Raw genomic sequence first — 25612 nt, forward strand, 5'->3', positions numbered from 1 at the left:
CGGCAACTTCGGTTGCCGTTTTTAGTTTTTCTATTCCCCAGCTAATGCCCTCGGGAACAGAACGTTGTTCTCAAGACTGATGTGTTCCATCAGGTCGTCAATCATCTCGTTAATGCCGTTGTACATCGCTTTCCACGTTGTGCACGCTTCTGGCGGCGGCGTGACGTTGTGGGTGGTGTGTTTGATTACTTCCAGCAGTTCACCCGCGTCATCGTGTTCGCTTTCCATTACGCTGATAGGCCCCATCGCCTGGCTTCCCATTCCCTGTTTAATCATCGGGAAGAGGATCTGCTCTTCTTTCATCATGTGGCTGGAAAGCTCTTCATGAAGCAGGGTCAGGTATTTCGCCAGACCGCGCGGTACGGAAGGTTTGTCGGCATGAACGCGCTCAACTTTGGTCGCCTGCAGGATCAGTTCCGGCAGCTGTTCACGGTGACGGTCATGGTATCGCACGATGATATGGTCGATGATTTCAGCGAGCGAGGCGGTTCGCCAGTCTTTGTCGACGGGCTGCCCGGCCAGCTGCGCCAGCTCTGCTTCAATCACCTCAACGTCCAGCTCCTTGCGTGAGGCCGCACGCGCCAGGGTTTGCTTACCGCCGCAGCAGTAATCCATATCGTATTTACGGAACAGCGCAGAAGCGCGAGGAATGGAGAGCGCCAGCTCGCCAAGGGGTTGGTCGCGAAAGGCCATAGCAGTTACCTCGTCATCAATAATATAAGATGCATATTAAATGCATCTTTAAGTCAGCGCCATAACCCTTTAGAGGGAAAGGGGAAAGTGAGATGCAGATCACAAAAAAATACCCCGTTTAACTCTCTGAATGGACTTAGGAAAGTGGTTTAGAAACTTTTTAAAGGTGTAGAAACAGTAAACAACCCGCCGCGCCTGCCGATATATCCACGTCAGACAAACCTGCATATAACAAAGGCAACGCATGTTTAAACGTATAAAAGTCATTACCCTTCTGATTTCGGTGCTGCTTGTGCTCGGCATCATGCAAGTGATTTCCGCGGGTATCTTTATCAACGCGCTGAATAACGATAAAGACAATTTCACCGTGTCGCAGCTCTCCAGCAAGAACGTGGCGGAGTTTACCGATGCGTGGATCAGCCTGAACCAGGCGCGCGTGACGCTGAACCGCGGGATGCTGCGTCTGCAAAGCAGCATGGCCTCTCAGATTAACGGTGGGCAGCTCAATGAGCTGGTCAACACGGCGAAAAATCTGCTCGCCGATGCGCAGGTCCATTACGATAAATACTATGCCTTGCCAAATACGCCGGGCCTGGACGAGAACCTGGCCAAGCGTCTGGAAGAGCAGTACCGCATTTACTCCTCAACGCTGACGCAAATGAACGTTCTGCTGAGCCAGGGCAATCTGGAAGACATGTTCAAGCAGAACGCGGAGCAAAAGCAGACCGCGATGCAGGCGGTTTACCGTGAATGGCGTGAAGCGCAGGCAACGCTCACCGATAAAGGCATCCAGGACAATGAAAGCGACTACAAGCGCATCCTGTGGATCCTCTCTGCGGTTATGCTGCTGGTGATTGTGGTGATTATCTCCAGCTGGGTAGCCATGCGCCGCGTGCTGCTGCTGCCTCTGGAAGAGGTGATTAACCATATTCGCGCCATTGCGGCGGGGGATTTAACCCAGCCGATTCAGGCTGAAGGTAAGAACGAAATGGCTATCCTGGCGCGCAACGTTCAGGAGATGCAGACCTCGCTGGCGAACACCGTGGGCGTGGTGCGTGAAGGTGCGGATACCATCTACACCGGTGCCGGTGAAATTTCTGCCGGCAGCAACGACCTCTCTTCCCGTACCGAGCAGCAGGCCGCGTCTCTGGAAGAGACGGCAGCCAGCATGGAACAGCTGACGGCAACCGTGAAGCAGAACGCCGATAACGCGCGTCAGGCTTCCCGTCTGGCGCTGGACGCCTCCTCTACGGCGAAGAAGGGCGGTAACGTGGTTGAAGGCGTGGTGCGTACGATGGACGAAATCGCCACCAGCTCCAGTAAAATCGCGCAAATTACTAACGTAATCGACGGTATTGCCTTCCAGACTAACATCCTGGCGCTGAACGCTGCGGTGGAAGCGGCGCGTGCAGGCGAGCAGGGCCGTGGTTTTGCGGTGGTGGCAGGAGAAGTGCGTACTCTCGCCCAGCGCAGCGCCCAGGCGGCGAAAGAGATCAAAGCGCTGATCGATGATTCCGGCGAGCGCGTGAACGCGGGCTCCCAGCTGGTTAACGAAGCCGGGGAGACGATGGCAGAGATCGTCAATGCGGTCACCCGCGTGACGGACATCATGGGTGAAATTGCCTCGGCCTCTGACGAGCAGAGCCGCGGTATCGACCAGGTGGGCCAGGCGGTAGCCGAGATGGACCGCGTGACCCAGCAGAACGCCTCGCTGGTTGAAGAGTCTGCGGCCGCGGCGGCGGCGCTGGAAGATCAGGCTGCACGCCTGAACGAAGCGGTGGCGGTGTTCAAAATCACCCGCAACCAGGCGGTCAAAGCGGCGCCGGTGAAAACCTATGTACCTAAAGCGCAGCCCGTAGCGGCGGCGTCTGAAGGGAACTGGGAAACGTTTTAACATCATGCCGGGTGGCGCTGGCGCTTACCCGGCCTACGAAACGGCTTCTTGTAGGCCGGGTAAGGCGGAGCCGCCACCCGGCAAAAATCACGCCTCCGACGCCGGAACGACCCTCGGTTTTTCCGGCTTCGCTCTTACCGCCATCACCACTCCCACCACCAGCAGCGCGATCCCGCAGGCCGTGAATAGCGGCGGCACGCTCTGGCGCATCAGGAAGGTATAAAGCAGTCCGGCCAGGGTTTCGAAGACAATCAGCGGCCCTAAAATCACCGTCGGCAGCTTCTGGCTGGCAATGTTCCAGCACAGCGCGCCCACCCATGAGCACAGCACCGCAATCGCAACCATCAGGCCAATAAACACCCAGGGTCTTGGCCCGAAGGGCTGGGCGAAGTCTGGCTGTTGATGGCCTAACCAGATGCACGCCCCGGCATAGCCCACCAGCGAGACGGGCAGCGTGACCAGCGCCTGCGCCGTCGCCCACATCATCGGGTGCTTGTCCGGGTTCTCCCGCAGCCAGCGCGCGTTGCGCAGGGCATACCATGCCCAGCACGCCACGGAAATGAACGCCAGCACAATGCCAGAGCCGTAACGCCACAGGTCAACATCCGCCTGCCCGTGACGCAGCTCGGCAATATTGACGCATACCAGCCCCACGGCGGTGCATACCAGCGCCGGCACCATTTTTGACCACGCCAGTTTGCCATCGCGGTGGCTGTAGAGCAGGTTAGCAAAGACGGGGATGACGACCGGCAGCGTGCCGATAATCATGGTAGATACCGGCGCACCGGTACGCTGAATGGCACTCGCAAGGCAAACGTAGTAGATAAGATTGCCCATCATGGTCAGCGCCAGCGCGGTGCCCCAGTCCTGACGGCTGAGCTGACGCAAGCGCGCGCGTCCCAGCCACGCCAGGGGCAGAGCAATCAGCCCGAGCGCCAGATAGCGTCCGGTCGACTGCAGTATTGCCGGATACTCGGGCACGATCAGCGGGCCGACAAAAATAAGCCCCCACATCATCCCGGCCAGCAGGGCATACAACACTCCACTAATCATTTTTCCATCCACAGGTATTTACGCTGCATGCAGTGTAGGAGGGGAAAATGCGTGCGTATTGTATGAGATTGCGCATTAGCGCCGGGTGACCTGCTTCTGGTAGCGCACGGGCGTAATGCCGTAGCGGCGGGTAAACGCGCGGGTTAAATGGGATTGGTCGGTCAGCCCGGTCGCGGCTGCCACTTCGGCGGCGGGCATGCCGTGGGTGAGGAACGCTTTAGCGCGCCAGAGGCGAATGGCCATCAGCATCTGGTGCGGCGTAACGTGAAAATGGGCTTTGAACTGGCGCTGGAAGTGGTACGGGCTGAGCGAAACGACGCTGGCCAGCTCGTCCAGCGTCAGGGAGTGCATGTAGTTGTCGTGCAGGTACTCGCGCACGCGTTCGAAGCGGTGCGCGCCTTCCTGAATCACCGGCGCGTGATGAGCCAGCGGCTGGAAGGTCGCAATCAGATCCAGCAGTAATCCTTTTTGCGCAAGCGGCTCGTCCGTATGCCACAATCCGTAAATCAGCCTGCCGATTTGCTGCGAGCGCAGCGGGTCATGACGCGTGACATCGCTAAACCACCAGTGCCGGAGGCCGGTCACCTCTTCCAGCAGATCGGGTTCGATATAGACCATCCGGTAGCGCCAGCCGCCTTCGGTGGCGGATTCGCCGGTATGGATCTCGTCCGGGTTCATGGTGACGACGGATTTTTCCGCCGCGAGATGCTGGGTACCGCGATAGCGAAAGCGTTCGGCACCTGTTTCAATCGTGCCGATCCCGAAGGCTTCATGGGTGTGCGGCTCAAAGGCGTAGTCAGAAATATGCGCGTGATAAAGCTCCAGGCCCGGCAGCTGCGCCAGATGGCGAAAGCGCGCGCTGTCTCTTTCATCATTAAACTGTTCAGGTACGCCTTGCACGTTGAGCCTCCTCGTGGTCATCTTTTCATTATCAGAGATGACCGGAATTTATGCACTAAACATCTTTGCCCGGACGGTCTTACGGTAATCCCCCGGTGAAACCGTTGTTTTATGCTTAAACTGGCGATTAAAGTGCGCAATATCCTGATATCCAACCGCATTTGCAATCTCCTGAATACACAGATTGGTGGATTGCAGCATTGTCATGGCGGATTCAATTCTGGCGGTTAATAAATACTGCAGTGGGGACATGTCGGTGGCATTTTTAAAGCGGCGATTAAAGTTGCGCAAACTCATGCCAGCCATATCTGCAAGATTCTGCATGGATATATCCGAGGCGCAGTTGGCTTTTATCCAGATTTGAATTTGAACAATATCTTCATCCGGATGGGGTTTGTTTTCTTCACTGTAACACTGACGTTCAAACTGGCTACGAATTTCATGGAAAAATGTCCGTTGAGTATGGGTGGCTACACGTTTCCCGTATATCGTTTCTATAAAATGGATCGTCAGATCTGACAGGGCCTTAACGCTTGCGGCGCAGAAAATATTATCGGCCTGAGTGAGAAAATGTTTTGTCTGTAATTTTACGCTGGGGTAGTCGCGCGAGAATTGTTTGAAGTAGTGCCAGTGGGTGGTGGCAGGCTTTCCGTTGAGCAATCCCGACTCCGCCAGAAAACAGCAGCCCGTTCCGACGGCGGCGATGCGGGTTCCTCGCGCGGCCTGCTCGGTCAGCCATTCCAGAAGCTCAGGCTGTCTGACCACTGCGCGAGGATTGCGCCACAGGGCAGGAAGATAGATAACGTCATAGTGCCTGTCTGCGGCAAGGGTGGTATCGGCGGTAATGCTAAAGCCGCTGTGCGTCAGGATGGGCTCGCTGTTTATGCCAATGGTATTCACCTTCAGAATATTCTCCGGGCGACAGAGCCTGAAGGGTGACTTCTCCGGTTTGTGCGTGCCTGCGTGGGATGTTGTTTTTTGCTCAGCTAAATAGCTACTGGCTGCCGCTTTCCACATTTCAATCGGAAGACTGAGACCGGAACTTAGCATGCGTTCACATAACACAAATCCTATTTGTGTATTTGTCATTTTTGATTAATACCTGTTTTGACTATTATTTTTGGTAGCTCATCGTTGCCGTGGCCAAAAAAGTCAGCGTTTTGGCTGGATTTTCATATTAGCTTTTGTTGGTGATTTGTAAACTAATATCTGAAATTATCGCACTTGCTTAATAAAATAAATCCACGACCACGAGAGGATAAATTATGGTGAAATTACCCGTAATAACGGCTTTTGGCGGCTATAGTCCAGCTGGTCGTAGTTCTTCACATCATGCATTTCGTCGAATGATTATTGAGTCATTATCGGAAGAGGAACGGCAGGATACGTTATTATCGTTAGCCATCCTGATGGGCGTACTTAAATATGATGAAGGTGGGTATTACGATATTTCCGGTAAAAGATTTACACCTGCTCAGGCTGCCGCGAGGATAAAAGACGAGGCGCTAGAGGGAACCCTTATCAGAAAAATTACGCGCGACTATTTTGATGTCGATGCTATTGCCAGCCATGCAAAATTGAATATGGCTTCAGGCGAAGAGGGATTCAGTTTTAATATATCTGCCAGGCAATTACCTCAACCCTTACCGGCGGGATGGTACGTTGAAGAATTAGCGGATCGGCGTGTCCGTATTACCGTTCAGGGAGAGATGGACTGCAAAATTGAGGCGTTGCTGCGCACGGAGGTTCAGGCTGCAGGGCTTTTGCCGCAGGGATTCCGCCCGGGCGACCATTACAATTCGCAGTTCCATCCGCGGGCGTTACAAATGGCGATTGTCGGAGCGTCAGACGCCATCAACGCGCTGGGGATCCCGTGGCGAGAGGTACAGGCCAAAATCACGCCGGATCAGCTCGGCGTCTATTCGGGCAATATCATGGGGCAGCTCGACGATTATGGCTTTGGCGGAATGCTGCAGTCGCGCCTGAAAGGCCATCGCGTCAGCGCAAAACAGTGCCCGCTGGGCCTGAACAGCATGTGCGCCGATTTCCTCAATGCGTATGTGCTGGGTAGCGTCGGTCATACCAGCTCCACGCTGGGGGCGTGCGCCACGTTTCTGTATAACCTGAATGCGGCAGTTGAGGATATCAAAGCGGGGCGCATTCGCGTAGCCGTCGTTGGCAGCGCCGAAGCGCCGGTCATCTCAGAAGTGATTGAAGGATTCGATGCCATGGGCGCCCTGGCAACGGAGAGCAAGCTTAAGCACATTGATGAAACGGAAACGGCCGACTGGCGCAACAGCAGCCGCCCGTTTGGCAACAGCTGCGGTTTTGTTATCGCAGAATCCAGCCAGTATGTCGTGTTAATGGACGACGAGCTGGCGCTGCAGCTTGGCGCAGAGATCCACGGTTCGGTGGGGAATGTCTTCATCAACGCTGACGGCTTTAAACGCTCTATTGCGTCACCGGGGCCGGGGAATTACATCACCATGGCGAAAGCCGTAGCCTCTGCGGTATCGATGACCGGGATAGAGACGGTGCAGAAGGGATCGTTTATTCAGGCGCACGGCTCAAGCACGCCGAAGAATTGCGTCTCCGAGGCGGATATTTTTGACCGCGTTGCGCAAGCTTTTTCGATTCGCGACTGGCCGGTGACGGCGGTGAAATCGTATCTCGGACACTCTCTGGGCCCCGCCAGCGGCGACCAGCTAATCAGCTGCCTCGGCGTCTTCCGCTATGGTATTTTGCCGGGAATTAAAAGCGTGTCCCACATCGCGCCGCAGGTGAACAATGCGCGCTTAACCATTCCTCTTCAGGACTGCAAATTAGAGGAAGGCCAGGGACAAATCGCCTTTATTAATTCAAAAGGCTTTGGCGGTAATAATGCCACGGGGGTGGTTTACTCGCCAAAGCTTACCCATCAATGGTTGCGCAAACGCTATGGGGACGCGGTGTTTGCGGATTATCAGCAGCGTAATCGGCAGGTGCGACGTCAGGCTAACGCCTACGACGAGGCTGCGTCGCAGGGTGAACTCAATGTCATTTATCTTTTCGGCCAGCAGAGGATAAATGAGGAAGATATTAAGATTGATATGAATGGCATCACCATTCCCGGATTTGAAAAACCGATAACGTACGCGACGGATAAAGAATACCCGGACTTTTAATCGTTATATCTGATTTTATTATTAATAAATATGAGCGGGCCGGGTAAGGGAAATCACCCGGCCACAGGAAAGAACGGTGACACCGTTAAAGAATGGCTTTAATGCTCTGCGCCAGCGGGATCGTTGCGCGCCCGATCAGCTTGCTCAGCGTATGGCTATCGTCAAAGAGTCCCCCTTTGGACGCACCCACATCCGAGTCCGCCAGCATATCTGCCAGCCCGGCAGGCAGGCCGACGCTTTTCAGCGCGGCGGCAAAATCCGCTTCACTGAGATTCTGGTAGGTTACCGGCTTCCCGCTCTGTTTGCCGAGTTCAGCCGCCAGTTCGCTCAGCGTCCAGCCGTGGTCGCCCGCCAGTTCGTAGACCTTGCCCGCGTGGCCCTCTTCTGCGATCACTTTGGCGGCCGCCGCGGCATAGTCTGCACGGGTGGCAGAGGCAATTTTGCCTTCGCCTGCCGCACCAATAAACACGCCGTGTTCCAGCGCAGGCGGCGCGCTCGCCAGGTAGTTTTCGGTATACCAGCCATTGCGCAGCAGGGCATAAGGGATGCCGGACGCCGCCAGCGCTTTTTCAGTGGCAACGTGTTCAACGTGCAGACCCAGCGGGGAGTTGTCCGCATGCAGCAGGCTGGTGTAGGCGATAAATTTCACGCCAGCCGTTTTGGCGGCGTTAATTACGTTCTGGTGCTGGGGCGCGCGCTGGCCGACTTCGCTGGAAGAGATCAGCAGCAGCTTATCCACGCCGCTCAGCGCGGCGGTGAATGCGGCTTCATCCGTGTAGTCCGCCTGGCGAACCACAATTCCCTGCTGGCTTAAGGCCTGCGCTTTCGCCGGGTTACGTACGATGGCCACAATCTGGCTGGCCGGTACGGTTTTCAGCAGCTGTTCGATAACGAGATGGCCAAGCTGGCCGGTAGCGCCGGTAATCGCGATCATGATGAGTCTCCTTCGTGTTTGTCTGGTGTTGTGGCACACTAGCACCATAGCTAACTTTTAGTAAGTACGTACAAAAAGGTAAGTATGAAAACAACGATACCGACGCTCAGCGAACAAATGCGCGATGGCAATCTTTTCGCGGAACAGTGCCCTTCACGCGAGGTGCTCAAACACGTGACCAGCCGCTGGGGTGTCCTGATTCTGCTGGCCCTGCGCCAGGGAACGCATCGCTTTAGCGATCTGCGCCGTAAAATGGGCGGGGTGAGCGAAAAGATGCTGTCCCAGTCACTCCAGGCGCTGGAGCAGGACGGGTTTGTCGATCGCGTGTCGTATCCGGTGGTGCCGCCGCACGTAGAGTATAGCCTGACGCCGATGGGGATTGAGGTCAGCGAGAAAGTCGCCGCGCTGGCGGACTGGATTGAGGTGAATACGCCGAAGGTGATGGCGAATCGGGACGATCGTGCGGCCTGATGTCTTCACCCTGACCTAATGCCTGCGTGGGCGACCCCCTCTCCCTTGAGGGAGAGGGCTGGGGTGAGGGGGGAACATATAACTCTGGTGGTCATTCCGTTCACTTTATGTTCCTTGCTTCTCTGTAACGACATGGCCTGTGAATGTGCCAGGGCGGCTCAATCGCCGCCGCCCTGGCGACCCGGGCTCCCGGCGGTAAATCGCCGCTTCGCGGATTGCTCGCCCCATCCCTGGGGCTCACCCTTTCAGGGCCAGCTCAGGCGCTGTCCAAAATTGCTCCCGGCAATTTTGTCCTCAGCTTATTCTTTCAGGCTATCGGGTCGGGCATGAGCCTGCATCCCTGCAGGCCACGCCCTCTCGGCGCATCCTTGCGCCTCGCCCCGGCCTTGCGGAAACGCTTCGGCGATTTACAGCCGGACCAGGGCATCGCTGCAATTCATTAATTTTTCTGAAGAAATATTCATCGCTTCGAGTTGGAAAATTACTGAGGCCCCCTCTCCCACAGGGAGAGGGAACAAACACCAAAAACGGCAACGCATGTTGCCGTTTTGTTTTTACTTGCTCAAATCCACCTGATAAATCGCGAACCCGATATCATCCGTTGCGACCTTCTTCATCGGATACTGGGCATTATCCTTGATAAACGCGGCTGCCTTATCGGACGGCGACGTTTCTATGCGGATATCCAGCTTCGTATCGCTGTGGATCGGCGCGAGGCGCCAGTTGTTGTCCACCGCCGGATGAATTTCGCCCGCCTTCTTCGACTCCGCGCTGATCCACGCCGCCAGCACCGAGCGGTTCTCGTCCGGCGAGGCAAAGGCGATGTGGCTATCTCCCGTACCGGCAAACTTACCGCCGTAGGCGCGGTAGTTATTGGTCACCACCAGGAAGGTGGCATTCGGGTCGATCGCCTTGCCGTTGAAGGTCAGGTTTTTAATGCGCTCCGCCTGCGGGTTGATCGCCTGACACTCGCCGTCATATTTCGCTGGCTGGGTGACATCAATCTGGTAGTTCACGCCGTCGATCACGTCGAAGTTATAGGTACGGAAGCCGTCCCAGTTAATCAGCGACTGCGGCTTACTGCTGTGCGGGTCAATCTGGTTAAACTGTCCGGCAGAGCACTCCAGCCACTCTTTCACCTCCTGGCCCGTCGCTTTTACCACCACCAGCGTGTTCGGGTAGAGGTAGAGATCGGCGGCGTTACGGAAGGTCAGCTGGCCCTTTTCGACTTCAACATAGCTTGCCGGGTCGTTCTTACGCCCGCCCACCTTGAATGGCGCAGCCGCTGACAGGACCGGCAGTTTTGCCAGATCCGGATCGCCCTGCACAAAGTGTTCCGCATAGGCTTTCTGCGCCATGTTGACGACCTGAACGGTCGGGTCATCCTGCACCAGCGCCAGGAAGCTGTACATGTTATCGGCGGATTTGCCGATCGGCTTGCTGACGAATTCGCGCGTGGCGTCGTGATCGTGCTTCAGCACGTCGACCAGTTTTTTATCTTCCGCCGCCAGAGATTTTTTAGCCGCAGCGTCGTAAATCGGGCGCGCTTCGGCTTTTGACTGCGTCACCTTCCAGCTGCCGCCGTCGTTATTCAGCACCAGATCCACCACGCCAAGATGGTCGCCCCACATGCCCGGCATCACCGACGGCACGCCGTTGAGCGTCCCTTTCTCAATGTCTGCTCCTTTTATGCTGGCGAAATCTTTGCCCGGGAAGACCGCGTGGGCGTGGCCGAACAGGATCGCGTCGACGCCCGGGACTTCACTCAGATAGTAAACGGAGTTTTCTGCCATGGCCTGATACGGATCGGCGGAGAGGCCCGAGTGGGCGACAACGACCACCAGATCGGCGCCTTTTTCGCGCATTTCCGGCACGTATTTCCGCGCGGTTTCGGTGATGTCGTTAACGGTCACTTTGCCGTCGAGGTTGGCTTTATCCCACGTCATGATCTGCGGCGGCACAAAGCCGATATAGCCGATTTTCAGCGTCTGTTTTTTGCCGTCCTTGTCGACGACGTTTGTCTCTTTAATCAGATAAGGGGTAAAGAGCGGCTTTTGGGTCTTAACGTCGATGATATTGGCGTTAACGTACGGGAATTTCGCACCGGCCAGCGCGTCATGCAGGTATTTCAGACCGTAGTTGAATTCGTGGTTGCCGAGGTTGCCGACGGTATAGTCCAGGGTGTTCATCGCCTTATACACCGGATGAACCTCGCCTTTTTTCAGCCCCCTGGTCGCCATGTAATCCCCGAGCGGACTGCCCTGAATGAGATCGCCATTGTCGACCAGCACGCTGTTTTTCACTTCGCCACGCGCCGCATCGATCAAACTTGCCGTGCGTACCAGGCCGAATTTTTCCGTCGGGGTATCTTTGTAGTAATCGAAGTCCATCATGTTGCTGTGCAGATCGGTCGTTTCCAGAATACGCAGATCTACCGTCGCCGCCTGTACGCTTGCTGCAATCAGCGTCGCCAGAAGCGTTGCACTAAACTTAATCATCAGAGGAGTCCTTTTTTCGATGCAGAGCACAAAAGAGTATGTATCTATAGCTTGTTGCTTACAGAAATGTGAATCCTGACAGAAAAAAGTCACCTGAAACCGGAATTGCTTCACAGATAGCGGAATTGTTCACATTACGATATAACTAAAACAAAGAGTTAACCTCACTGCGTTAACAAAGAGGTGGAAAATGCTAGATAAAATTTGTCAGCTCGCACGGGATGCGGGAGATGCCATCATGCAGGTATATGACGGCAGTAAACCTATGGAGGTGGTCAGCAAAGCCGACGACTCTCCGGTCACGGCGGCGGATATCGCGGCGCATAAGGTGATCCTGAAAGGATTACAGGCTTTAACGCCGGACATCCCCGTTCTGTCAGAAGAAGCGCCGCAAAGCTGGGACGAGCGCCAGCACTGGCAGCGTTACTGGCTGGTCGATCCGCTGGACGGGACAAAAGAGTTCATCAAGCGCAACGGTGAATTCACCGTCAATATCGCCCTGATTGAGAAGGGCAAAGCGGTGCTGGGCGTGGTCTACGCGCCGGTAATGAAGGTGATGTACAGCGCTGCAGAAGGGAAGGCGTGGAAGGAAGAGTGCGGCGTGCGCAAGCAGATCCAGGTGCGCGATGCGCGTCCACCGCTGGTGGTGATTAGCCGCTCGCACAGCGACAGCGAGCTGCAGGAGTACCTGCAGCAGCTGGGTGAACACCAGACCACCTCGATTGGCTCATCGCTGAAATTCTGCCTGGTGGCGGAAGGCCATGCGCAGCTCTACCCTCGCTTTGGGCCAACCAACGTCTGGGATACCGCGGCAGGTCATGCCGTTGCCGCGGCCGCCGGGGCGCATGTTCATGACTGGCAGGGCAAGCCGCTGGACTATACCCCGCGCGAATCCTTCCTCAACCCCGGCTTCCGCGTCTCTATTTACTGAGCCAGCAGCTTATGCAGCAGGTCGACAACCTGCTGCACCTCTTCCTGGGTTAACGCGCCGTCTTTCGCCCACTGTACGCGGCCCTCTTTATCCAGCACGATAATCGCGGAGCTTTCTTCTTCCAGCTGCCAGGCCTTACGGGTTACGCCGTTGCTGTCGACGATAAACTGCGACCACGGGTAGAGCTTTTTATTGCTCTCAAGGCTTGAGCGCACAAACATCCCGGAGCCCGGAATGGCGTCGTCGGTGTTAACAATGGTGGTCGTCTGGTAGCGGTCGTGAGGGAATTTTGCGGCCTTGATCGCTTCCACCAGGGTAGCATTTTTCTCTTTTGCGGATGTACGACCGGCAATATGTTGTACAACTCTCACTTTGCCCGCGAGCTGCGCGCTATTCCAGGCTTTGTAGCTAAACTTATCATTGTCGAGAATCAATTCTCCCCGGTCAGCAATGCCGACTGGCGGTACACGTTGTCCTTTTTCAATGTTGTGAGCGGAAGCCCACAGGGGCAGCAGCAGGCAGGCTGCTGCAAGGATATTACGTAGGGTCATGGCGTTTCCTTATTGTTTGCAGGTGATCCGACCACTTGGTCTTGCGCTTTTAATCATAAGTGCGATCAATGGGGTTTTCCCGCAATCCCGATGCCAGTTTGCGGGCGAACGCACATATCCATGAAAAAACGACGGCTTATACTGCGCCCGGTCACGCTTTGCAAAGATTATTCTGAATAATTGTAATCAAACGGTAAATAAACTTATGCACACTGGGTAACACCGTAGTTCTGGTCTATAGTCATTGGGCATTAAAATTTGCGCTCAGGACAGTCGGGCCGATTGTGGCACCGCAAGAGCGTATGATTCGCAGGAGATACAAGAATGAAAATTTTCCAACGCTACAACCCGCTTCAGGTGGCGAAGTACGTGAAGATCCTGTTCCGTGGACGGTTGTACATCAAGGATGTTGGCGCTTTTGAGTTTGATAAGGGCAAGATCCTTGTCCCAAAAGTGAAGGACAAACAGCACCTGTCTGTGATGTCCGAAGTCAACCGTCAGGTTATGCGTCTGCAGACTGAGATGGCTTAACCAACGTGCTATGCAGTAGTTAAAAAAAACGGCTCCCAATGGGAGCCGTTGATGTTTGTAGAGGCTGGCGCTTTACGCCGACACCTTCTCTTCCGCGTCCGGCAGCTTCGGTACCAGTACGGTCGGTTTATTGTCGATGCGGGTCACGAGCAGCTGGTCGATGCGGTAGTTATCAATATCCACCACTTCAAACTTGTAGCCGGAGAACTTCACCGAGTCGGTACGTTTCGGGATCTTACGCAGCATAAACATCATAAAGCCGCCAATGGTCTCGTAGTTACCGGACTGCGGGAACTCGTCGATATCCAGCACGCGCATCACGTCTTCAATCGGTGTGCCGCCATCAATCAGCCATGAATTATCGTCACGCTGAACAATCTGCTCTTCCAGCCCCTGGCCAACCAGGTCGCCCATCAGTGTGGTCATCACGTCGTTCAGGGTGATAATACCCACCACCAGCGCGTATTCGTTCATGATAACCGCGAAGTCTTCCCCGGCGGTTTTGAAACTTTCCAGCGCTTCTGAGAGCGTCAGGGTGTCCGGCACAATCAGGGTATTGCGGATCTGCACGCCGCTGTTGAGCGCCAGGCTCTGGTTTGCCAGCACGCGGTTCAGCAGGTCTTTGGAGTCGACGTAACCGATGATGTGGTCGATATCTTCATTACAGACCAGGAACTTAGAGTGCGGATGCTGCGCTACTTTGTTCTTCAGGCTCTGCTCATCTTCATGTAAATCGAACCAGATAATGTTTTCACGGCCCGTCATGGAAGACGGCACGGTACGGGATTCCAGCTCGAACACGTTCTCAATCAGCTCGTGCTCCTGCTTGCGCAGCACCCCGGCCAGCGCGCCGGCTTCCACCACCGCATAAATGTCGTCAGAGGTGATGTCGTCTTTACGCACCATCGGCAGCTTAAAGATGCGGAAAATGACGTTCGCCAGGCCGTTGAAGAACCACACCAGCGGACGAAACACGTACAGACAGAAGCGCATCGGGTTGATGATACGCAAAGCCACAGCTTCTGGCGCAATCATACCGATGCGTTTCGGGGTCAGGTCTGCAAAGAGGATGAACAGGCCGGTTACCAGCGAGAAGGAGAGGATAAAGCTCAGCTGTTCGGCCAGTTCAACGGACATGTACTTAACAAACAGACTATAAAACGCCGGGGAAAACGCCGCATCACCCACGATACCGCCGAGAATGGCGACCGCGTTGAGGCCAATCTGCACCACGGTGAAGAACATCCCGGGATTTTCCTGCATTTTCAGGATGCGGGTAGCATTGATGTTGCCTTCATCGGCAAGCAGCTTCAGTTTGATTTTACGGGACGCGGCCAGCGAGATCTCAGATATCGAGAAAAACGCGCTGACGGCAATCAGACAAAGTATTACTAAAATACTGTTTAACATAGTTTATCCGGCTTCTCGCCAGATCCTCAGAAGGGGAGTTGATACCATTTGTGTGAAAACACATTGAAAATCAGCTCGTAGCGTTGAGCCGATTATTTCAGCGGGTAGTATAGCGTAAAGAGATGTAAATCTGCCAGAGGTCACAATTTGGCGAAGATGGCCGGCGGGGCGGCTGGTGGATGGATGTTAAGCTGTGAGACAACGCTGTCGCTTCTTTGAGCGCCACGCGGCTCGCGTGGCGCTGGGTCGATAATCAGGCCAGCTGTGGCGGCAGGCAGACGCCGATGCCCCCGATACCGCAGTAGCCGTACGGGTTTTTATGCAGATACTGCTGGTGATCGTCCTCGGCATAGTAGAACGGTTTCGCGGTGGTGATTTCCGTCGTCACCTCGCGCGTATCGCCCGCTTCACGCATGGCCTGCTGGAAACGCTCAAGGCTGGCGCGCGCGGCGGCATCCTGTTCGGGCGTGAGCGGATAAATGGCCGAGCGGTACTGTGTGCCGTGGTCGTTGCCCTGACGCATGCCCTGCGCCGGGTCGTGGTTTTCCCAGAAGACCTGCAGGAGCTGTTCGTAGCTAATGACTGCAGGGTCATAGACCACGCGTACCGCTTCCGCATGCCCGGTTTCGCCGGAGCAGACTTCGCGATAGGTAGGATTCGGCGTGTAGCCGCCCGTGTAGCCAGCCGCCGTGCTGTAAACGCCGGGCAGCTGCCAGAAGAGGCGCTCAACGCCCCAGAAGCAGCCCATGGCGAACAGGGCGATTTCCATTCCCTCCGGCACGTTGGTCATGGAATGGTTATTGACGGCGTGTAAGGTCGCCACAGGCATAGGGGTGTTGCGTCCCGGTAATGCATCAGTTTGTGAAACCAGATGCTTTTTGTCGAATAAACTCACGATGGGGCCTCCCGGGGTGCGATGTTTCGGTTAAGGTTGTCACGAAGCGTTTAATTGAACACAATAAATGCGCTGAATGAGTCTAGATTTAATCATAAGAAATATTTGGGTGTTACACCCGTTTTCAACCCGTGATTTGGGTTTTTGGCCAACAGGCCGTATTTTGCCGCGGAGCGGTACTTCATTTGCTTCCAGGGTGGAAACAGGGATATTCAGGAGAAAACGTGACAAAAATCCGCCAGTTATGTTTAGTCAGTGTATTGCTGACAAGCGGGATTGCCAGCGCGGCGAATGTCCGTTTGCAGGTTGAGGGGTTATCCGGGGCGCTGGAAAAAAACGTGCGTGCGCAGTTGTCGACCATCCAGAGTGATGAGGTGACGCCGGACCGGCGTTTTCGCGCGCGCGTCGATGACGCTATCCGTGAAGGGCTGAAAGCGCTGGGGTATTACGAACCCACCATTGATTTCGATCTTCGCCCGCCGCCAAAGAAGGGGCGCCAGGTTCTTATTGCCCGCGTTTCGCCGGGTGAGCCGGTATTGATTGGCGGCACGAACGTCATTCTGCGCGGCGGGGCGCGTACCGACCGGGATTACCTGGACCTGCTCAGCACGCCGCCGAAAATCGGTACCGTGCTTAACCACGGTGACTACGACCATTTCAAAAAAGAGCTGACGAACGTTTCCCTGCGTAAGGGCTACTTCGACAGCCAGTTCAATAAAAGCCAGCTGGGGATTGCGCTGGATCGGCGTCAGGCCTTCTGGGATATCGACTACGACAGCGGAGAACGCTACCGCTTTGGCGATGTGACGTTTGAAGGTTCGCAAATTCGTGAAGAGTATCTGCAAAACCTCGTGCCGTTCAAAAAAGGGGATTACTACCAGTCGAGGGACCTGGCGGAACTGAACCGTCGTCTTTCCGCTACCGGCTGGTTTAACTCCGTGGTTGTCGCACCGGAATTTGATAAGTCTCGCAAAACGAAGGTGTTGCCGCTGCATGGCGTTGTCTCGCCGCGCACCGAGAACACCATTGAGACCGGTGTTGGCTACTCGACGGATGTTGGACCACGCGTGAGAACCTCGTGGAAAAAGCCGTGGATGAACTCGTACGGTCACAGCCTGACCACCAGCCTGAGCCTCTCTGCGCCCGAGCAGCAGCTGGATTTCAGCTATAAAATGCCGCTGCTGAAAAACCCGCTTGAGCAATATTACCTTGTGCAGGGCGGTTTCAAGCGCACCGACCTGAACGACACAAAGCAGGACTCGACGACCCTTGCGGTCTCCCGCTTCTGGGATCTCTCCAGCGGCTGGCAGCGCGCCATTAACCTGCGCTGGAGCCTGGACCACTTTACCCAGGCCAACGTCACCAATACCACCATGCTGCTTTATCCTGGCGTGATGATCAGCCGTACCCGCTCGCGCGGCGGCCTGATGCCGACCTGGGGCGACTCACAGCGCTACTCCATCGATTATTCCAACACCGCCTGGGGCTCCGACGTGGATTTCTCCGTCCTGCAGGCGCAAAACGTCTGGATCCGCACGCTGTATGACAAACACCGCTTTGTGATGCGCGGCAATCTCGGCTGGATTGAAACGGGAGACTTCGAGCGCGTTCCGCCGGATCTGCGCTTCTTCGCCGGGGGCGACCGCAGCATTCGTGGGTATAAGTACAAATCGATCTCACCTGAGAACGAGAAAGGCCAACTGACCGGTGCGTCAAAACTGGCGACCGGATCGCTGGAGTATCAGTACAACGTCAGCGGAAAGTGGTGGGGCGCCATGTTTGTTGACGGTGGCGAAGCGGTGAACGATATCCGCCGCAGCGACTTCAAAACCGGCGCGGGCGTGGGCGTACGCTGGCAGTCACCCGTCGGACCCATCAAGCTCGACTTCGCCGTGCCTGTCGGCGACAAAGAAGAGCACGGATTACAGTTTTACATCGGTCTGGGGCCTGAATTATGAGTTTATGGAAGAAAATAAGCCTCGGGGTGCTGATTTTTATCGTGCTGCTGCTCGGTACGGTGGCGTTTCTGGTGGGAACGACGACCGGGCTGCATCTGCTGTTTAACGCTGCGAACCGCTGGGTGCCGGGGCTGGAGATTGGCCAGGTAACGGGCGGCTGGCGCGATCTGCGTCTGAAGAATATCCGCTACGAGCAGCCGGGCGTGGCGGTGAACGCCGGGGAGTTCCACCTGGCGGTGAAGCTGGGCTGCCTGCGCGACAGCAAGCTCTGCGTCAACGATCTGTCGCTAAAAGACGTCAACGTGGCGATAGATTCGAAAAAAATGCCGAAGTCTGCGCCGGTCGAGGAAGAGGACAGCGGCCCGCTGAATCTCTCCACGCCGTACCCGATCGCGCTCTATCGGGTCGCGCTCGATAACGTCAATATCAAAATCGACGACACTACCGTGTCCGTGATGGATTTCACCTCCGGCCTGCGCTGGCAGGAGAAAAACCTCACCCTGACGCCGACGTCCCTGCAGGGCTTGCTGATCGCGCTGCCGAAGGTGGCCGACGTGGCGCAGGAAGAGATCGTCGAGCCGAAGATCCAGAACCCGCAGCCGGAAGAAAAGCCGCTGGGCGAAACGCTGAAAGATCTCTTCTCGAAGCCTGTCCTGCCGGAAATGACCGACGTTCATCTGCCGCTGAACCTTAATATCGAGGAGTTCAAAGGCGAGCAGCTGCGCCTGACCGGCGATACCGATCTGACGGTCTATAACATGCTGCTGAAAGTCAGCAGCATTGACGGCAACATGAAGCTCGACGCGCTGGATATCGACACCAACCAGGGCTCGGTGAATGCGTCAGGGAATGCCCTGCTGCGCGACAACTGGCCGGTGGACATCACGCTGAACAGCGCGCTTAACATCGATCCGCTGAAAGGCGAAAAGGTGAAGGTCAAAGTGGGCGGGGCGCTGCGCGATAAGCTGGATGTCGGGGTCAATCTCTCCGGCCCGGTGGACATGGTTCTGCGCGCGCAAACGCAGCTGGCGGAAGCCGGGCTGCCGCTCAATCTGGAGGTTGTCAGCAAGCAGCTTTACTGGCCGTTCACCGGCGAAAAGCAGTTCCAGGCCGATGATCTGAAGCTGAAGCTGAGCGGCAAGATGACCGACTACACGCTCTCGTTCCGCACCGCGGTGAAGGGCCAGGGCGTGCCGCCTGCGAATATCACGCTGGATGCGAAGGGCAACGAACAGCAGGTCAACCTCGACAAGCTGACCGTCGCGGCGCTGGAAGGCAAAACCGAGCTGACCGCGCTGCTCGACTGGCAGCAGGCGATCAGCTGGCGCGGCGAGCTGAAGCTGACGGGCATTAACACCGCCAAAGAGGTACCGGACTGGCCGTCGAAGCTGGATGGCCTGATTAAAACCCGCGGCAGCCTGTACGGCGGTACGTGGCAGATGGACGTGCCGGAAATCAAGCTCACCGGGAACGTGAAGCAGAACAAGGTTAACGTTGAAGGCTCGGTGAAAGGCAACAGCTATCTGCAGTGGGTTATCCCGGGGCTGCACGTGGCGCTGGGCCGCAACACGGCGGATATCAAAGGCGAGCTGGGGGTGAAAGATCTCAATCTGGACGCCACCATCGACGCGCCGAATCTCGACAACGCCCTGCCGGGTCTGGGCGGCACGGCGAAGGGCCTCGTGAAAGTGCGCGGTACGGTGGAGGCACCGCAGCTGCTGGCGGACATTACCGCCAATAACCTGCGCTGGCAGGAGCTGAGCGTTGCCCGCGTCCGCGTGGAAGGGGATGTGAAATCCACCGATCAGATCGGCGGTAGCCTGAACCTGCGCGTGGAGCGCATTTCTCAGCCGGACGTGAACATTAACCTGGTCACCCTGGACGCCAAAGGGAACGAGAAACAGCACGACCTCCAGCTGCGCGTGCAGGGCGAGCCGGTCTCCGGCCAGCTTCACCTTACCGGCAGCTTTGACCGCAAGGAAGAACGCTGGAAAGGGACGCTGGATAACACGCGCTTCAATACGCCGGTCGGGCCGCTGGCGCTCTCGCGCGCCATTGCCCTCGACTACCGCAACGCTGAGCAGAAGATAAGCATTGGGCCACACTGCTGGACCAACCCGAATGCGGAGCTGTGCGTGCCGCAGACTATCGATGCGGGTGCGGAAGGGCGCGCGCAGATCAACCTCAACCGCTTCGATCTGGCGATGCTGAAGCCGTTTATGCCGGATACGACCCAGGCCAGCGGCGTCTTCAGCGGGAAAGCCGATGTGGCCTGGGACACCACCAAAGAGGGGCTGCCGCAGGGCAGCGTCACGCTGTCCGGGCGTAACGTGAAGGTGACGCAGGAGGTCAACGACGCGCCGCTGCCGGTGGCGTTCGACACCCTGAACCTGAGTGCCGATCTGCATAACAATCGCGCGCAGCTGGGGTGGACGATCCGCCTGACCAACAACGGTCAGCTGGACGGGCAGGTCCAGATTACCGATCCGCAGGGACGGCGTAATCTGGGCGGCAACGTCAACATCCGTAACTTCAACCTGGCGATGGTGAACCCGATTTTCGCGCGCGGGGAAAAAGCGGAGGGCATGCTGAACGCTAACCTGCGCCTGGCCGGTAACGTGCAAAGCCCGCAGCTGTTCGGTCAGATGCGGCTCAGCGGCGTGGATATCGACGGTAACTTCATGCCGTTTGACATGCAGCCCAGCCAGATCGCGATGAACTTCAACGGTATGAGCTCGACGCTGAGCGGCTCGGTATTGACGCAGCAAGGGCAAATCAACCTGAGCGGCGACGCGGACTGGAGCCAGCTCGACAACTGGCGCGCCCGTATTGCCGCGAAGGGCAGCCGGGTACGCATCACCGTACCGCCGATGGTGCGCCTGGACGTTTCGCCTGATGTGGTCTTTGAAGCCACGCCAAGCCTCTTTACGCTTGACGGGCGCGTCGACGTGCCGTGGGCGCGCATCGTGGTTCACGACGTGCCGGAAAGCGCGGTCGGCGTCTCAAGTGATGAAGTGATGCTCAATGAAAATCTTAAACCTGTCGAACAGAAGAGCGCGGGCATACCGATCAATAGTAACCTCATCGTGCACGTGGGAAATAACGTGCGGTTGAATGCGTTTGGGCTGAAGGCGAGGCTCACGGGCGACCTGAAAGTCGCGCAGGATAAACAAGGGCTTGGCCTGAACGGGCAGATCACTATTCCTGAAGGGCGTTTCCACGCCTATGGTCAGGATCTGATTGTGCGCAAAGGCGAGCTGCTGTTCTCCGGTCCACCGGATCAGCCCCTGCTGAATATCGAGGCGATTCGTAACCCGGAAGCGACGGAAGACGACGTCATTGCTGGCGTTCGCGTCACCGGTTCCGCCGACGAACCGAAGGCGGAGATCTTCTCTGACCCGGCGATGTCGCAGCAGGAAGCGCTCTCTTATCTGTTGCGTGGACAAGGTCTGAACAGCGGACAAAGCGACAGCGCGGCGATGACCTCGATGTTAGTGGGTCTGGGGGTTGCACAAAGTGGGCAGGTTGTGGGTAAAATCGGCGAGACGTTCGGCGTAAGCAATCTGGCGCTGGACACCCAGGGCGTGGGTGACTCCTCGCAGGTGGTGGTCAGCGGCTATGTACTGCCGGGTCTGCAGGTAAAATATGGTGTGGGGATCTTTGACTCACTGGCAACTCTCACGTTACGCTATCGCCTGATGCCCAAGCTATATCTGGAAGCAGTGTCCGGCGTAGACCAGGCACTTGATCTGCTCTATCAGTTTGAGTTTTAGCAATGCGAATATTTGTCTACGGCAGTTTACGAACCAAGCAAGGCAACAGTCACTGGATGACCAATGCCCTGCTGCTGGGGAATTACAATATCGAGAACTACCAGTTGTACAGCCTGGGCCACTATCCAGGCGCGGTTCCGGGCGAAGGAACAGTACAGGGTGAAGTCTATCGTATTGATAACGCGACGCTTGCCGAACTTGATGCCTTGCGCACCAGGGGCGGTGAATACGCACGCCAGTTGATCCAGACGCCGTACGGAAGTGCGTGGATGTACGTCTACCAGCGTCCGGTCGAAGGGTTAACGCGGATTGTAAGCGGTAACTGGTTAGACAGAGACCAGTACTGAAAAAAACAACGCCACCGTGAGGTGGCGTTGTTTTTTTCGTCTCTTGCCGGGTGGCGCTGCGCTTACCCGGCCTACAATGAACATGTAGGCCCGTGCAAGCGTAGCGCCGCCGGGCGAAACTCTCCAACCATAAAAAAAGCCCCGACTCGCGGGGCCTTCATTAACAGCGGTAAGAATTACTTCTTAGCAGCGCGTTCGAAAGAGGCGATGATTTCTGCTTTCGCCGCTTCTGCGTTGTCCCAGCCGTCAACTTTAACCCACTTGCCTTTTTCGAGGTCTTTGTAGTGCTCGAAGAAGTGAGTGATCTGCGCTTTCAGCAGCTCTGGCAGGTCGTTCACATCTTTGATGTGATCGTACTCTTTGCTCAGCTTGGTGTGCGGTACCGCAACCAGCTTCGCATCTTCACCGGATTCGTCGGTCATTTTCAGCACGCCAACTGGACGGCAGCGAATGACAGAGCCTGGCTCCAGTGGGTATGGCGTTGGGACCAGCACGTCAACCGGGTCACCGTCCAGAGACAGGGTGTGGTTGATGTAACCGTAGTTGCACGGATAGAACATCGCGGTAGACATGAAACGGTCTACGAACAGGGCGCCGCTCTCTTTGTCCACTTCGTATTTGATCGGATCTGCGTTAGCCGGGATTTCGATAACTACGTAGATGTCTTCTGGCAGTTCTTTACCCGCTGGGACGTTGAGTAAGCTCATGTCGGTGTCCTTTAAAATGGATGGTAAACAAGTGGCAGGTATTATAGCCAACTCGCGCTGAATGTCTCCGCCTGTTTTCGCTTTCTCTCCCCGCTTTCTCCACTTTTCAGACCGATTCCATGACAGAAAAATCCATAAACTCAGCCGCATTTTTCATGGTGAAATGAAAGCGATTACAAACTTGTGATTAACGTTTTATTCACTTTTCTGAAGTGTGATGTAACGCAATTCGTTACATATTTCATGGGCTATAGTCATTTCGCAGAACATCTTTTAACCAACAATAAACACCCCTACGAGGACGCTCATATGTGGAAGCGCTTACTTCTTGTCACAGCAGTTTCGGCAGCCATGTCGTCTATGGCGATGGCCGCTCCCTTAACCGTAGGTTTTTCGCAGGTCGGCTCTGAATCTGGCTGGCGAGCGGCAGAAACCAACGTTGCCAAAAGCGAGGCTCAGAAACGCGGCATTACCCTGAAAATCGCCGATGGTCAGCAAAAACAAGAGAATCAGATCAAAGCCGTGCGCTCCTTTATCGCCCAGGGCGTGGATGCCATCTTTATTGCACCCGTCGTGGCGACCGGCTGGGAACCCGTCTTGAAGGAAGCGAAAGACGCTGAGATCCCTGTCTTCCTGCTCGACCGTTCAATCGACGTTAAAGACAAATCCCTCTATATGACCACCGTGACCGCCAACAACGTGCTGGAAGGGCAATTGATTGGCGACTGGCTGGTGAAACAGGTCGACGGCAAGCCGTGTAACGTCGTTGAGCTGCAGGGCACCGTCGGCGCGAGCGTGGCCATCGACCGTAAAAAAGGCTTTGCTGAAGCCATCGCTAAAGCGCCAAACATCAAGATTATCCGCTCTCAGTCCGGCGACTTTACGCGCAGTAAAGGTAAAGAGGTCATGGAGAGCTTCATCAAGGCTGAAAACAACGGCAAGAACATCTGCATGGTTTACGCCCACAACGATGACATGGTGATCGGTGCGATTCAGGCGATTAAAGAAGCGGGCCTGAAGCCGGGCAAAGATATCCTCACCGGCTCTATCGACGGCGTGCCGGACATCTACAAAGCGATGATCGACGGCGAAGCCAACGCCAGCGTGGAGCTGACGCCAAACATGGCGGGTCCGGCATTCGACGCGCTGGAGAAATTCAAGAAAGACGGCACGATGCCTGAGAAGGTGACGGTCACCAAGTCCACGCTCTACCTGCCTGACACGGCGAAAGAAGAGTTAGAGAAGAAGAAAAATATGGGCTACTAAGACCCGCGCCCCTCACCCCAGCCCTCTCCCCGGAGGGGAGAGGGAAAAGGGCGGTTTGGGCAGAAATTTATAGACTGGCACGAATAGTCCCCTCTCCCCTCCGGGGAGAGGGTCAGGGTGAGGGGGAAAACCATGACCACTGAACAACACCAGGAAATCCTCCGCACAGAGGGCTTAAGCAAATTCTTCCCCGGCGTAAAGGCGCTGGATAACGTTGATTTCAGCCTGCGGCGCGGTGAGATCATGGCGCTGCTGGGCGAGAACGGCGCGGGAAAATCGACGCTGATTAAATCCCTGACCGGCGTTTATCATGCCGATCGCGGCACCATCTGGCTGGAAGGCAACGCCATTTCGCCGAAAAATACCGCCCATGCCCAACAGCTGGGGATCGGGACGGTGTACCAGGAAGTGAACCTGCTGCCGAATATGTCGGTGGCGGATAATCTGTTTATTGGCCGTGAGCCGCGACGTTTTGGCCTGCTGCGCCGCAAAGAGATGGAGGCGCGGGCGACAAAGCTGATGGAATCGTACGGTTTCTCCCTTGACGTCCGCGAGCCGCTGAACCGCTTTTCCGTGGCGATGCAGCAGATTGTCGCCATCTGTCGCGCGATCGATCTCTCGGCAAAGGTGCTGATCCTCGACGAACCCACCGCCAGCCTCGATACCCAGGAAGTTGAGATGCTCTTTACCCTGATGCGTCAGCTGCGCGATCAGGGCGTCAGCCTGATCTTCGTTACCCACTTCCTCGATCAGGTATATGAGGTAAGCGATCGCATCACGGTGCTGCGCAACGGCAGCTTTGTCGGCTGCCGCGAAACCCGCGAGCTGCCGCAGATCGAACTGGTGAAAATGATGCTGGGCCGCGAGCTGGAAACCAACGCCCTTCAGCGCGCCGGGCGCACGCTGCTGAGCGAGAAACCGGTCGCCGCGTTCAGCGATTACGGCAAGAAAGGCGTGATATCGCCGTTTAATCTGGAAGTCCGCCCGGGCGAAATTGTCGGGCTGGCGGGCCTGTTAGGATCCGGACGAACCGAAACCGCCGAAGTGATCTTCGGGATCAAGCCGGCCGACAGCGGCAGCGCGCTGATCAAGGGCAAACCGCAAACCCTGCGATCCCCGCATCAGGCCTCCTGTCTGGGCGTCGGCTTCTGCCCGGAAGATCGGAAAACGGACGGCATTATTGCCGCGGCCTCGGTGCGGGAAAATATCATTCTGGCGCTGCAGGCCCAGCGCGGCTGGCTGCGCCCGATCCCCCGTAAAGAGCAAAACGCCATAGCCGAGCGCTTTATCCGTCAGCTGGGTATTCGTACCCCGAGCGCGGAACAGCCTATCGAGTTCCTCTCCGGCGGCAACCAGCAGAAGGTGCTGCTCTCCCGCTGGCTGCTGACCAAACCCCAGTTCCTGATCCTCGACGAACCGACCCGCGGCATTGACGTGGGGGCGCACGCCGAAATTATCCGGCTTATCGAAACCCTGTGCGCGGACGGTCTGGCGCTGCTGGTTATTTCGTCCGAGCTGGAGGAGCTGGTGGGATATGCCGATCGCGTCATCATCATGCGCGATCGCAAACAGGTGGCAGAGATCCCGCTGGATAAGCTGTCCGTTCCGGCGATCATGAATGCCATCGCGGCATAAG

20 protein-coding genes are annotated in these 25612 nt (G+C 56.3%); 10 read left to right on the forward strand and 10 right to left on the reverse strand.

Annotated features, from left to right (window positions below; translation table 11 throughout):
* Positions 1-30 precede the first annotated feature (30 nt).
* Entirely contained in the window at positions 31-693 is a 663-nt protein-coding gene (ytfE, locus tag NWV12_RS02105) for an iron-sulfur cluster repair protein YtfE (RefSeq protein ID WP_048977312.1), read from the reverse strand.
* A 244-nt stretch (positions 694-937) separates the two neighbouring features.
* On the opposite strand from ytfE, the gene NWV12_RS02110 reads away from it, so the two are divergent.
* Entirely contained in the window at positions 938-2587 is a 1650-nt protein-coding gene (locus NWV12_RS02110) for a methyl-accepting chemotaxis protein (protein ID WP_045402276.1), read from the forward strand.
* A gap of 87 nt (positions 2588-2674) precedes the next feature.
* On the opposite strand, the gene NWV12_RS02115 is transcribed toward NWV12_RS02110, so the two are convergent.
* The 3 genes from NWV12_RS02115 to NWV12_RS02125 form a co-directional block, all read right to left on the reverse strand.
* Positions 2675-3640, reverse strand: coding sequence for a DMT family transporter (locus tag NWV12_RS02115; protein ID WP_048979093.1), 966 nt, complete (start codon positions 3638-3640; stop codon positions 2675-2677).
* 75 nt (positions 3641-3715) lie between these two features.
* Positions 3716-4540 (reverse strand): AraC family transcriptional regulator, encoded by an 825-nt coding sequence (locus NWV12_RS02120; protein WP_048979094.1) that lies wholly within the window; start codon positions 4538-4540, stop codon positions 3716-3718.
* Between the two features lie 48 nt (positions 4541-4588).
* The gene (locus NWV12_RS02125) at positions 4589-5629 is read right to left on the reverse strand and encodes a GlxA family transcriptional regulator (protein WP_232056987.1); all 1041 of its coding nucleotides are present in this window, start codon (positions 5627-5629) and stop codon (positions 4589-4591) included.
* A gap of 620 nt (positions 5630-6249) precedes the next feature.
* On the opposite strand from NWV12_RS02125, the gene NWV12_RS02130 reads away from it, so the two are divergent.
* Positions 6250-7704, forward strand: coding sequence for a beta-ketoacyl synthase (locus NWV12_RS02130; protein WP_269473552.1), 1455 nt, complete (start codon positions 6250-6252; stop codon positions 7702-7704).
* A gap of 85 nt (positions 7705-7789) precedes the next feature.
* Here the strand turns inward: NWV12_RS02130 and NWV12_RS02135 are convergent, their stop codons facing one another.
* Positions 7790-8638, reverse strand: coding sequence for an SDR family oxidoreductase (locus NWV12_RS02135; protein ID WP_048979096.1), 849 nt, complete (start codon positions 8636-8638; stop codon positions 7790-7792).
* Positions 8639-8722: 84 nt separating this feature from the next.
* On the opposite strand from NWV12_RS02135, the gene NWV12_RS02140 reads away from it, so the two are divergent.
* Positions 8723-9109 carry a helix-turn-helix domain-containing protein gene (locus tag NWV12_RS02140; protein ID WP_023331869.1) on the forward strand — a complete coding sequence of 129 codons (387 nt, stop codon included), beginning with the start codon at positions 8723-8725 and terminating at the stop codon, positions 9107-9109.
* Between the two features lie 554 nt (positions 9110-9663).
* On the opposite strand, the gene NWV12_RS02145 is transcribed toward NWV12_RS02140, so the two are convergent.
* Positions 9664-11607, reverse strand: a complete 1944-nt coding sequence (locus NWV12_RS02145) for a bifunctional 2',3'-cyclic-nucleotide 2'-phosphodiesterase/3'-nucleotidase (RefSeq protein WP_048980717.1) — start codon at positions 11605-11607, stop codon at positions 9664-9666.
* Between the two features lie 190 nt (positions 11608-11797).
* Between NWV12_RS02145 and cysQ the strand changes: the two genes are divergently transcribed.
* On the forward strand, positions 11798-12538 hold the full coding sequence (gene cysQ, locus NWV12_RS02150) for a 3'(2'),5'-bisphosphate nucleotidase CysQ (RefSeq protein WP_023310160.1): 741 nt from the start codon (positions 11798-11800) through the stop codon (positions 12536-12538).
* On the opposite strand, the gene NWV12_RS02155 is transcribed toward cysQ, so the two are convergent.
* Positions 12532-13089 carry a YtfJ family protein gene (locus NWV12_RS02155; RefSeq protein ID WP_047059492.1) on the reverse strand — a complete coding sequence of 186 codons (558 nt, stop codon included), beginning with the start codon at positions 13087-13089 and terminating at the stop codon, positions 12532-12534. The two genes, cysQ and NWV12_RS02155, sit on opposite strands and share 7 nt — an antisense overlap.
* Positions 13090-13413: 324 nt before the next feature.
* Between NWV12_RS02155 and NWV12_RS02160 the strand changes: the two genes are divergently transcribed.
* Positions 13414-13620, forward strand: coding sequence for a DUF1107 domain-containing protein (locus NWV12_RS02160; protein WP_008501430.1), 207 nt, complete (start codon positions 13414-13416; stop codon positions 13618-13620).
* Positions 13621-13692: 72 nt separating this feature from the next.
* On the opposite strand, the gene NWV12_RS02165 is transcribed toward NWV12_RS02160, so the two are convergent.
* Together NWV12_RS02165 and msrA are read right to left on the reverse strand one after the other, a co-directional pair.
* Positions 13693-15030: a hemolysin family protein gene (locus NWV12_RS02165; protein ID WP_032662457.1), complete on the reverse strand. Its 1338-nt coding sequence runs from the start codon at positions 15028-15030 to the stop codon at positions 13693-13695.
* A gap of 253 nt (positions 15031-15283) precedes the next feature.
* A complete protein-coding gene (gene msrA / locus NWV12_RS02170; RefSeq protein ID WP_029741954.1) occupies positions 15284-15925 on the reverse strand; it encodes a peptide-methionine (S)-S-oxide reductase MsrA in 642 nt (213 codons plus the stop codon).
* A gap of 224 nt (positions 15926-16149) precedes the next feature.
* On the opposite strand from msrA, the gene tamA reads away from it, so the two are divergent.
* From tamA to NWV12_RS02185, 3 genes are read left to right on the forward strand one after another with little or no spacing between them, the layout of a single operon-like run.
* A complete protein-coding gene (gene tamA, locus NWV12_RS02175; protein WP_101744428.1) occupies positions 16150-17883 on the forward strand; it encodes an autotransporter assembly complex protein TamA in 1734 nt (577 codons plus the stop codon).
* Positions 17880-21656, forward strand: coding sequence for an autotransporter assembly complex protein TamB (gene tamB, locus NWV12_RS02180; RefSeq protein WP_048980713.1), 3777 nt, complete (start codon positions 17880-17882; stop codon positions 21654-21656). The genes tamA and tamB overlap by 4 nt, the downstream gene beginning before the upstream one ends.
* A gap of 2 nt (positions 21657-21658) precedes the next feature.
* Positions 21659-22003 carry a gamma-glutamylcyclotransferase gene (locus NWV12_RS02185; protein ID WP_014830431.1) on the forward strand — a complete coding sequence of 115 codons (345 nt, stop codon included), beginning with the start codon at positions 21659-21661 and terminating at the stop codon, positions 22001-22003.
* Positions 22004-22179: 176 nt separating this feature from the next.
* Here the strand turns inward: NWV12_RS02185 and ppa are convergent, their stop codons facing one another.
* A complete protein-coding gene (gene ppa, locus NWV12_RS02190) occupies positions 22180-22710 on the reverse strand; it encodes an inorganic diphosphatase (protein WP_010427397.1) in 531 nt (176 codons plus the stop codon).
* Between the two features lie 309 nt (positions 22711-23019).
* On the opposite strand from ppa, the gene ytfQ reads away from it, so the two are divergent.
* Positions 23020-23976 carry a galactofuranose ABC transporter substrate-binding protein YtfQ gene (gene ytfQ / locus NWV12_RS02195; protein WP_014882271.1) on the forward strand — a complete coding sequence of 319 codons (957 nt, stop codon included), beginning with the start codon at positions 23020-23022 and terminating at the stop codon, positions 23974-23976.
* Between the two features lie 132 nt (positions 23977-24108).
* Positions 24109-25611 (forward strand): galactofuranose ABC transporter, ATP-binding protein YtfR, encoded by a 1503-nt coding sequence (gene ytfR, locus NWV12_RS02200; RefSeq protein ID WP_008501421.1) that lies wholly within the window; start codon positions 24109-24111, stop codon positions 25609-25611.
* Position 25612: the final 1 nt, after the last annotated feature.

This window comes from Enterobacter sp. Crenshaw, assembly GCF_024734705.1.
Taxonomy (GTDB): Bacteria; Pseudomonadota; Gammaproteobacteria; order Enterobacterales; family Enterobacteriaceae; genus Enterobacter; species Enterobacter asburiae_B.